Source organism: Synechococcus sp. GFB01, assembly GCF_001039265.1.
Lineage (GTDB): Bacteria > Cyanobacteriota > Cyanobacteriia > PCC-6307 > Cyanobiaceae > NIES-981.
In genome coordinates this window covers 1-9,432 of sequence record NZ_LFEK01000068.1, presented here as the reverse complement: position 1 = coordinate 9,432, position 9,432 = coordinate 1, and the positions used below count along the sequence as shown (strand labels likewise).

10 protein-coding genes and 3 pseudogenes are annotated in these 9,432 nt (G+C 69.1%); 10 read left to right on the top strand and 3 right to left on the bottom strand.

Annotated features, from left to right (window positions below; genetic code table 11):
* Positions 1–88: 88 nt before the first annotated feature.
* Positions 89–445, top strand: a complete 357-nt coding sequence (locus tag SYNGFB01_RS12575) for an EamA family transporter (RefSeq protein WP_082325957.1) — start codon at positions 89–91, stop codon at positions 443–445.
* 27 nt (positions 446–472) lie between these two features.
* Here SYNGFB01_RS12575 and SYNGFB01_RS08725 read toward each other — a convergent pair whose 3' ends face one another.
* On the bottom strand, positions 473–859 hold the full coding sequence (locus tag SYNGFB01_RS08725; RefSeq protein ID WP_048017739.1) for a hypothetical protein: 387 nt from the start codon (positions 857–859) through the stop codon (positions 473–475).
* The gene (sufR, locus tag SYNGFB01_RS08720) at positions 856–1,563 is read right to left on the bottom strand and encodes an iron-sulfur cluster biosynthesis transcriptional regulator SufR (RefSeq protein WP_082325956.1); all 708 of its coding nucleotides are present in this window, start codon (positions 1,561–1,563) and stop codon (positions 856–858) included. Before sufR ends, SYNGFB01_RS08725 begins: the two co-directional genes overlap by 4 nt.
* Positions 1,564–1,755: 192 nt before the next feature.
* On the opposite strand from sufR, the pseudogene SYNGFB01_RS08715 reads away from it, so the two are divergent.
* The 6 genes and pseudogenes from SYNGFB01_RS08715 to SYNGFB01_RS08690 all read left to right on the top strand — a co-directional run bounded on the left by SYNGFB01_RS08715 (position 1,756) and on the right by SYNGFB01_RS08690 (position 7,315).
* Positions 1,756–2,132, top strand: a pseudogene (locus SYNGFB01_RS08715) (ferredoxin-thioredoxin reductase catalytic domain-containing protein).
* A gap of 17 nt (positions 2,133–2,149) precedes the next feature.
* Entirely contained in the window at positions 2,150–3,589 is a 1,440-nt protein-coding gene (gene sufB / locus SYNGFB01_RS08710) for a Fe-S cluster assembly protein SufB (protein ID WP_048017738.1), read from the top strand.
* Positions 3,590–3,646: 57 nt separating this feature from the next.
* On the top strand, positions 3,647–4,456 hold the full coding sequence (gene sufC, locus SYNGFB01_RS08705; protein ID WP_048017737.1) for a Fe-S cluster assembly ATPase SufC: 810 nt from the start codon (positions 3,647–3,649) through the stop codon (positions 4,454–4,456).
* Positions 4,456–5,592, top strand: coding sequence for a Fe-S cluster assembly protein SufD (sufD, locus tag SYNGFB01_RS08700; RefSeq protein ID WP_048017736.1), 1,137 nt, complete (start codon positions 4,456–4,458; stop codon positions 5,590–5,592). The genes sufC and sufD overlap by 1 nt, the downstream gene beginning before the upstream one ends.
* 5 nt (positions 5,593–5,597) lie before the next feature.
* The gene (locus SYNGFB01_RS08695; protein ID WP_048017735.1) at positions 5,598–6,908 is read left to right on the top strand and encodes a SufS family cysteine desulfurase; all 1,311 of its coding nucleotides are present in this window, start codon (positions 5,598–5,600) and stop codon (positions 6,906–6,908) included.
* Positions 6,909–6,919: 11 nt separating this feature from the next.
* A complete protein-coding gene (locus SYNGFB01_RS08690; RefSeq protein ID WP_048017734.1) occupies positions 6,920–7,315 on the top strand; it encodes a L,D-transpeptidase in 396 nt (131 codons plus the stop codon).
* A 314-nt stretch (positions 7,316–7,629) separates the two neighbouring features.
* On the opposite strand, the gene SYNGFB01_RS15480 is transcribed toward SYNGFB01_RS08690, so the two are convergent.
* The gene (locus SYNGFB01_RS15480; protein WP_235300074.1) at positions 7,630–8,016 is read right to left on the bottom strand and encodes a hypothetical protein; all 387 of its coding nucleotides are present in this window, start codon (positions 8,014–8,016) and stop codon (positions 7,630–7,632) included.
* Between the two features lie 28 nt (positions 8,017–8,044).
* Here SYNGFB01_RS15480 and SYNGFB01_RS08685 point away from each other — a divergent pair, with 28 nt between their 5' ends.
* The 3 genes and pseudogenes from SYNGFB01_RS08685 to SYNGFB01_RS15475 form a co-directional block, all read left to right on the top strand.
* Positions 8,045–8,584 (top strand): DUF1543 domain-containing protein, encoded by a 540-nt coding sequence (locus SYNGFB01_RS08685; RefSeq protein ID WP_082325955.1) that lies wholly within the window; start codon positions 8,045–8,047, stop codon positions 8,582–8,584.
* A gap of 47 nt (positions 8,585–8,631) precedes the next feature.
* Positions 8,632–9,312, top strand: a pseudogene (locus tag SYNGFB01_RS08680) (s-methyl-5-thioribose-1-phosphate isomerase); the annotation flags it as partial.
* Positions 9,309–9,432 (top strand): annotated as a pseudogene (locus SYNGFB01_RS15475) (Glu/Leu/Phe/Val dehydrogenase dimerization domain-containing protein); the annotation flags it as partial. The pseudogenes SYNGFB01_RS08680 and SYNGFB01_RS15475, both read left to right, overlap by 4 nt.

Genomic DNA, 9,432 nt, shown 5'->3' with positions numbered 1-9,432 from the left:
GGTGAGCGAGCGCACAGCGCGCGGCACCCAAGTTCATTCATGACAGGCTCAGATGCTTTGGCTATAGCCGTGCCCGAAATGGGGCAGGCTGGCCCACCCGGTCACGCCACTCGGCGCCGCCAGCCTGCGGCTCCTGGGTGGTGCCGTGGTTCTGCTGCCGCTCGCGCCGGTCCTGTTGCGCCGATGGCGGTGTCGCTGCGGGCCGAGGCCGGCACGGCGGCGCTGGCCTTCGGTGCTGGCGGCCACCCTGCTGGGCACGAGCGGCGGCATCGTGTTGCAGCAGTTGGCCCTCAGCCGGCTGCCTGGTGGACTGGCCGTCGCCCTCCTGGCCACCGCTCCGGTGATGGCCCTGCCCCTGGCGCGCTGGGAGGGGGATCGGCCCGGCTGGGCCGGTGCGGTCGCGGCGGCTCTGGCCCTGCTGGGGGTGGTGCTGCTCAGCCGCTGAGAGGGGCACCGAGAGCCGGTGCTGGCATCAGCCGCCAGGGCGGTCGCTGGTGGTGCCCAGGCGTCGATCGGCCTGCTGCACGGCCCACCGGCCGAGATCGTCCAGGCTGAGGGCCAGGGGGTCGCAGTCCAGGCTCGCCGCGATCATGACCACCTGTGCAGCGATGTTCGCCAGCTGTCCCGCCAGCACGTGCTGGAAGTCGGGATCGTCGGCGAGCTGAGGCTGCCGGCAGCTCCAGGCGGCGATGGCCTCGGCGCCGGGGGGCTGGCCGCTGCGGCGGCCAGCGATGGCCTGGAGGGTGCGCAGTCCGTGGGCCAGCAGACGCAGGTGATGGCGTTCGAGGGCCGGCAGGAGGGTGCTCTCCAGACCGATCAGCTCCTCGGCGCTGAGGGGGCCGGCGCCGGCGGGGATCACGCCGGGCCGGCGGCCCGGCGTGCCAGCCGGAAGCCGCAGGAATGACCCTCCTCCAGGCGCCAGTGCACACGGTCCACCTGGCAATCGGGGAAGGTCTGGCGCAGCAGCTGGAGTTCCTGGTCGCAGACGCAGGGGAACTGCTCGGCGATGCGCATCACCGAGCAATGGAATTCGCGGATCACCCAGCCCTCGCCGTCCTCGGAGCACTCCGCCACGAAGCCTTCCCGGCGGCGCAGTTCCACCAGACGCTCCAGGCGTTTCTCCAGGGAGCCGCTGCCCAGCTGGCGGCGATAGGACGAGGCCTTCTCGCGTGCCTGTTGCTCCAGGAGCACCTGCACCGTGCCTGGGGGGAGGCTGCCGGCGATGGAGCTGAGCAGGCCGAGGGCAAAGTCCTCGCTGCCGTCTGGGAACCGGGCCTGCCCCCTGGCGGTGAGCTGCCAGCGGTTGCTCGGCCGGCCGGGACCTGCCCCGCGGCAGTTGGCCTCCACCAGGCCATCCTCCTCGAGGCTGCGCAGGTGGCGACGCATGGCTTGCACGGACACCCTCAGCCAGGACGCCAGGTCGGATGCGGTGGCCTGGCCGTGGCGCAGCAGCAACGTGAGAGCCTCCTCCCGGGTCGACGCTTCGCGACTGGCGGCCTCCCGGGCCTGCCGCTCGCGGCTGCCGCTGGAACTGGTGGTGGCGTTGGATGTGGTGCTGCTCATGGCCGACACCGGGCTTCCACACCATGCCACGTGTCGAACGCAATTGGGGTGGGGCTGCACAATGGGCGCCGAGCCCAGCGGCCGAGCGTGTGCTCTACGCTGCCCGATAAGGAAACACCAGCGTTTCGTAAACGCCTCGATGCCGCCCTGCGGCACTCCCCGCGTCACCGTCCTGCGACACCGCCCAGCGTCATGTCCGAAACCAGCGCGTCCAACGGTCCCGATCAGCCTTCGGCCCCCAGCTCCGACAGCCTGGAGGTGATCCGCAAGTTCGCAGAGACCTACGCCCAGCGCACCGGCACCTACTTCTGCAGCGACCCTGGGGTGACCGCCGTGGTTCTCGAGGGTCTGGCACGCCACAAGGACGAACTCGGCGGTGCGCTCTGCCCCTGCCGCCATTACGAGGACAAGCAGGCCGAGGTGGCCCAGGCCTTCTGGAACTGCCCCTGCGTGCCATGCGGGAGCGTAAGGAGTGCCACTGCATGCTGTTCCTCACCGAAGACAACCCCTTCCGGGGCGAGAAGCAGACCATCTCCCTCGAGGAAGTGAAGGCCCTCACCGCAGGCTGATCCTGCCCTTATCCGTCATGTCCACCGCCACTGTTGGGGATCTGGTTTCTCAGCCGTACAAGTACGGCTTCGTCACCGAGATCGAAACCGAGAAGATCGCCAAGGGCCTCAGCGAGGAGGTGGTCCGGCTGATTTCCAGCAAGAAGAATGAGCCGGGCTTCCTGCTCGACTTCCGCCTGCGGGCCTTCCGCCAGTGGCAGCAGATGCAGGAGCCGGACTGGGCCGCCCTCGGCTACCCGCCGATCGATTACCAGGACATCATCTACTACGCGGCCCCCAGGCAGCAGGCCAAGAAGGCCAGCCTCGATGAGGTGGATCCCAAGCTGCTCGAAACCTTCGACAAGCTCGGCATCCCGCTGAGCGAGCAGAAACGTCTCTCCAACGTTGCGGTGGATGCGGTCTTCGACAGCGTCTCGATCGCCACCACCTTCAAGGAGCAGCTTGCCGAGCATGGCGTGATCTTCTGCTCGATCAGCGAAGCTGTGCAGGAGCACCCGGAGTTGATCGAGCGGTACCTGGGCACGGTTGTGCCCAGCAACGACAACTTCTTCGCTGCGCTCAATTCGGCCGTGTTCAGCGATGGCTCCTTCGTGTTCATCCCGAAGGGGGTGGCCTGCCCGATGGAACTCTCCACCTACTTCCGCATCAATTCCGGCGACACCGGCCAGTTCGAGCGCACCTTGATCGTGGCCGAGGAAGGCGCTTCGGTGAGTTACCTGGAGGGCTGCACCGCCCCGATGTTCGACATCAACCAGCTGCATGCGGCGGTGGTGGAGCTGGTGGCTCTCGATGATGCGTCGATCAAGTATTCAACGGTGCAGAACTGGTATGCCGGCGATGAGCACGGTGTGGGCGGGATCTACAACTTCGTGACCAAGCGTGGCCACTGCCGCGGCGATCGCAGCAAGATCAGCTGGACTCAGGTGGAAACCGGCTCGGCGATCACCTGGAAATATCCCAGTTGCGTGCTACAGGGTGCCGATTCGGTGGGTGAATTCTATTCCGTGGCCCTCACCAACAATCGTCAACAGGCTGATACCGGCACCAAGATGATTCACGTGGGCCCGCGCAGCCGCTCCACCATCGTGAGCAAAGGCATCAGCGCCGGCCACTCCAGCAACAGCTATCGCGGACTCGTGCAGATCGGCCCTAAGGCCGTGGGTGCCCGCAACTACAGCCAATGTGATTCGATGCTGATCGGCGATCAGGCCGCAGCCAACACCTATCCCTACATCCGCTCCCAGCAGCCTGATGCGGCCGTGGAGCACGAGGCCAGCACCTGCCGCATCTCAGAAGATCAGCTCTTCTATCTGCAGAGTCGTGGCATCGGCTTCGAGGAGGCGGTCTCGATGATGGTCAGCGGCTTCTGCCGCGATGTGTTCAACCAGCTGCCGATGGAATTCGCGGCCGAGGCCGACAAGCTCCTCGCGCTCAAGCTGGAGGGGTCGGTGGGCTGACCCCCACCTGTCCCCGGTTCGTCTCCCCCTTTCTCCCCGCTTCCCCGTTCTTCCCCTGTGATCCGTTCCAACGCTCCGGTTCTGCTCGAGATCCGTGATCTCCATGCCGCCGTGGAGGATCAGCCGATCCTCAAGGGGGTGAACCTCACGATCCGCGCCGGCGAGATCCACGCCGTGATGGGCCGCAATGGCAGCGGCAAGAGCACCCTCTCCAAGGTGCTGGCCGGTCATCCGGCCTACACCGTGACCGGTGGCAGCGTGCTCTACCGCGGCGAGAACCTGCTGGAACTCGATCCCGAACAGCGGGCCCGGATCGGTCTGTTCCTGGGGTTCCAGTATCCGGTGGAGATTCCCGGCGTCAGCAACCTGGAGTTTCTGCGGGTGGCCACCAATGCCCGCCGCGCCGAGCGGGGCGAGGAGGAACTCGACACCTTCGCCTTCGAGGATCTGGTGCGCGAGCGGCTGAAGGTGGTGCAGATGGATCCCGCCTTCCTGGATCGTTCGGTGAACGAGGGTTTCAGCGGTGGCGAGAAGAAGCGCAACGAGATCCTGCAGATGGCCCTGCTGGAGCCGCTTGTCGCGATCCTCGATGAAACCGACTCCGGCCTCGACATCGACGCCCTGCGGATCGTGGCCGGCGGGGTGAACCAGCTGGCCGGCCCCGATAACGCCACGCTGCTGATCACCCACTACCAGCGCCTGCTCGATCTGATCACGCCTGACTACGTGCATGTGATGGCGGCCGGCCGCATCCTGCGCAGCGGCGGCAAGGAACTGGCGCTCGAGCTTGAGCGCAGCGGCTACGACTGGGTGGATCAGGAGCTCGCCCGTCTCGAGGCTGAGCGCGCACCCGTGGAGGTGGCCTGATGGTGGCCGCTCCTGCCGCTGCTCCGGCTGCAGCCGCGCCTGGGCCCGGCTCTGCCGCATGGCTGGTCGATCTCGCCGGTGCGCCCCTGCCCGGCCGCCGCCATGAGGACTGGCGCTTCACCGATCTGGGCGCCCTGACGACCCTGGAACCGAGGCTGCTGGATGGCGCCGATCCGCTTGCCCTGATCAGCCTGCCCGCCGGTGTGCAACGCCTCGGCGCAGCTGAGGCGGGCCCCTGGCTCGGCCAGGCACTGGCGGCCACCGCCAGTGCCGACCACTGGCCCGTGCGGCTCAACGCCGGAGCGGGGCCTGCCCTGCTGGCGCTGCGGGTGAGCGGCGCAGCCGCGCCGCTCGAGCTTGCTCTCGACGCCGGTGCCGCCGCCGGCCTGGCGGCCTTCCGGCTGCTGCTGGTGCTCGAGGCCGGCTCCAGCCTGGAGTTGCTGCTGCGGCCCTGCTCCAGCGCTGCCAACGGCCTCAGCCTGGTGACCGAGGTGATCCTCGAGCCTGGCGCCAGCCTGAAGCTCGGCAGCCTGGGACTGGGCCATCCTCAGGCGTGTCTGCTTCAGCACACCGCCGTGCTCCAGGAGAGCGGCAGCCGTCTGGAGCACACGGCCGTGTGCGGCGGCTGGGCCCTGGCCCGCCAGGAGCCGCGCATCCTGCAGCGGCAGGGAGCCGCATTCACCCGACTGCGTGGCCTGCAGGTCTGTCGCGATCGCCAGGTGGCCGATACGCACAGCTTCGTGTGCTTCGAGGGCCCGGATGGCGAGCTCGACCAGCTGCACAAGGCCGTGGCCGATGACCAGGCCCGCAGCGTGTTCAACGGCGCCGTGCAGGTGCCCCGTGCCGCCCAGCGCACCAACGCCGCCCAGCTCAGCCGCAACCTGCTGCTCTCCGATCGCGCCAGGATCGACACCAAGCCCGAGCTCGAGATCGTGGCCGACGACGTGAAGTGTGCCCATGGAGCCACCGTGAGCCGCCTGCGGACCGACGAACTCTTCTATCTGCGCAGCCGTGGCATCGCCGCCGCCCAGGCCGCCCAGCTGCTGCAGCGCGCCTTCTGTGAGGAGGTGCTGCGCGAGCTGCCCGTCGCCGCGCTGCCCCACCGGCCCCTTGAGCGGCTCCTGGCGGAGCACTGATCGCCATGACAGCGTCTCCAGCCCTCGATTCAGCCCTGGCCGTGCCGGCAACGCCGCCCGTTGCGGCTGAGCCCGAGAACCTGGCTGCCCTGACGAGGCCCGATTTCCCTCTGCTGGCCCAGACGGCCTGCCTGGGCCAGCCGCTGATCTATCTGGATCACGCCGCCACCAGCCAGAAGCCCCGCCAGGTGCTCGAGGTGATGCGGCACTACTACGAGCACGACAACGCCAACGTGCACCGCGGTGCCCATCAGCTGAGTGCACGGGCCACCGATGCCTTCGAGGGTGCGCGGGTCAAGGCGGCGGCGTTCGTGGGGGCGGCCAGCCCGCGCGAGATCGTGTTCACCCGCAACGCCAGCGAGGCGATCAACCTGGTGGCGCGCAGTTGGGGCGAGGCCAATCTGCGCGCCGGTGACGAGGTCCTGCTCTCGGTGATGGAGCACCACTCCAACCTGGTGCCCTGGCAGCTGCTGGCGGCGCGCACCGGCTGCGTGCTTCGCCATGTGGGCCTCACCGAGACCGGCGAGCTGGATCTCGACGACCTGCGCCGGCAGCTGTCGGAGCGCACCAGGCTCGTGAGCCTGGTGCAGGTGAGCAACACGCTCGGCTGCCTCAACCCGATCGCGCGGATCGCTCCCCTGGCGCACGCCGCCGGAGCCCTGCTGCTGGTGGATGCCTGCCAGAGCCTGCCCCATCTGCCCGTGAACGTGGCCGCGCTCGGGGCCGACTTCCTCGTGGGCAGCTCCCACAAGCTTTGCGGCCCCACCGGGATGGGTTTCCTCTGGGCGCGGGAGGCATTGCTGGAGGCGATGCCCCCCTTCCTGGGCGGCGGCGAGATGATCCAGGATGTGTATCTGGATCACAGCAGCTGGGCCGAACTGCCCCACAAGTTCGAGGCCGGCACACCGGCCATCGGTGAGGCGATCGGCATGGGTGCCGCGCTCGACTACCTCAGCGCTCTCGGGCTCGATCGCATCCACGCCTGGGAGCAGATGCTCACCCGCCAGCTGTTCGATCGCCTGCAGGCGATCGAGGGTGTGCGCATCCTCGGGCCCACCCCCGAGCAGCAGCCCGACCGCGGCGCCCTGGCCTCCTTCACCGTGGATGGCCTGCACGCCAATGACATTGCCGCTCTGCTGGATTCGGCCGGCATCTGCATCCGCAGCGGTCACCACTGCACCCAGCCCCTGCACCGCCTCTACGGGATCTCCGGCTCGGCACGCGCCAGCCTCGGCTTCACCACAACCCCGGAGGAGATCGATCGCTTCGCGGAGGAACTGAAGGGCACGATCACCTTCCTGCGGGAGCACAGCTAGCTCCAGCGTCCATGCTGGAGCTGATCACCCTGCTGCTGATCGATCTCTCCGAACAGCGGCTCTACGCCTACGCAAGCGGCCCCCGGCCGATCTATGCCGCCCTGGTCTCCACCGGCCTGACGGCCTCCCCCACGCCGGTGGGGGAGTTTCGGATCATGACCAAGTACGCCAGCACGCCTCTGGTGGGGAGCGACTACCGCACCCCGGCGGTGCCCGATGTGATGTGCCTGGGCGGTGGTGGACTCGGCGCCGACCGCTACTGTCTGCACCCGGCGCCCTGGCAGGAGAACAGCGGTCAGTGCTTCGGAGTGCCTCGCAGCCGCGGCTGCATCCGTCTCAGCCGTGCCACCGCCCGCTGGCTGTTCGAGCGCACGGCGGTCGGTACGCCGGTGCGGATCCAGCCCTGAGCCTCAGGCTGGTGTGAGCACGGCCAGGGCCTCGGCCCGGTGCCGGCCCTGCCAAGCCCAGCGCCAGCGCCAGCCGGCGCCTCGGCTACCGCCTGAATGGCGGCGGCGTCGGCAGGCTGATCGAAGCCGCAGAGGTGGGTGATCACCTGCTCCCGCTGCTCGCCGCTGAGTGGCTGCCAACCCTCCCGCACCCGTGCGGCATAGCGCTGGCGGTAGGGTTCCAGCGGCTCCCCAGGTTCGCGGAACACGTCGGCCCAGAGGAACAGGCCATCCGGCTGATGCGCCGGCGGGCTGCCTGCAGGAAGGCAACCTTCTCAGGGTCGCTGAGATGGTGGATGGAGAAGGCCGCATGCAGCAGGTCGATCGGCTCCCCTGCCTGCTGGATCCAGGCCAGCAGATCCGCCTCCCGCCAGTGCTGGGATAGGGCACCGGCCCGAGCGTGACCCGGGCCATGCCCAGCACGGCTCCGGCCAGATCCACCGCCGTGTAGGACTCCAGCGGCAGACGGCGCAGCAGCGGCGCGAGCGGGCCAGGTCGCCGCAGCCCAGATCGACCAGGCGGGGCGAGGCGGCCCCGGCGGGGCGCCGGTCCAGCCAGGAGCCGATCGCGGCAGCAGTGGCCTCGCCCAGGGCCCGGTGCTCCATCAGGTCGTGCTCCACCACGGCGCGGTAGGTGGCCCATTGCTGCTCAAAGAGCGTCAAGATCCCCATCGGCCCGATGATTCCGGCCATGAACTCTGGCGCAGATCCCCAGCTGTTCCTGGTGGTGCTCGGGGGGCGCACCCGGGGCTGCCGCATCGAGCTGCACGATGTGCGCTTCGTGGCGGGCCAGTCGATCGAGGACACCCTGCCGGAGTTGCGGCGGCAGTGGTTCGGCCGGCGTGAGGGCCTCCACCTGGACAGCTTCATGGCGGTGCGGGTGATCGATGGCTTCGCGGTTCGCCTGGGGCGCGAGGTCCCGGCGCCCCGGCCCGAGCGGCTGTGGTTCGTGAACCTGGGCGCCTACCGTCCCGACTGCCTCGCCGAGCTGCACCACTTCGGCCTGGTGGTTGCCCGCTCGGCCGAGGCGGCCAAGGCGGCAGCCAGGCGCCAGTGGTTGCGGGGCACCGTGCAGCAGCACAAGGATGATCTGGCCGCCGTGGACGAGTGCCTGGCGATCGAGCAGCTGGAGCTGCTGGGCGGCGAGCGCTGGCACGTGCAGCTGGAGCCCCATCCCCAGGGCTGGAGCCAGAGCCAGGTGCCCGACTGGTTCGGCTACCGGCCGATCTGACGGAACGGCCAGCGGAGATGATCGGCTCCAGAGAGACCTGGGCACCCATGAACATCGACGGCAGGGCCTGGCGCACCATCTGGCTGGAGCCGGATGGCCGCTCGGTGGGCGTGATCGACCAGACCCTGCTGCCGCATCGCTTCACCACCCGCACGCTGGCCAGCTGCGAGGAGGCGGCCGAGGCGATCCGCATGATGGTGGTGCGCGGTGCGCCGCTGATCGGCGTGACCGGCGCCTATGGCCTGATGCTGGCGCTGCAGGTGGATCCCTCCGATGCATCCCTGGCGGCGGCCTTCGAGCGGCTCAACGCCACCCGGCCCACGGCGGTGAACCTGCGCTGGGCCCTGGAGCGGGTGCGCGATCGGGTGGCTCCGCTGCCGCCGGAGCAGCGGGCCGAGGCCGCGAAGCGTGAAGCCGCCGCCATCGCCGACGAAGACGTGGCCATGTGCGAGGCGATCGGAGAGCATGGCCTGGCGCTCTTCCAGGAGCTGGCGGCGGCGCGGCCGGCCGAACGGCAGCACGAGCCCCTGAGAGTGCTCACCCACTGCAACGCCGGCTGGCTCGCCACGGTGGACTGGGGCACGGCCCTGGCGCCGATCTACAAGGCCCACCGCGCCGGGCTCCACATCCATGTGTGGGTGGATGAGACGCGGCCGCGCAATCAGGGCGCCTCGCTCACCGCCTGGGAGCTGGGGCGCGAGGAGGTGCCGCACACCGTGATCGTGGACTGCCGATGGGCGGCGGCAAGGGCGGATCGAACTTCAACCCCAAGGGCAAGAGCACGCGCGAGATCATGCGCTCTGCCAGAGCTTCATGACCGAGCTGTACCGTCATATCGGTGCGGACGC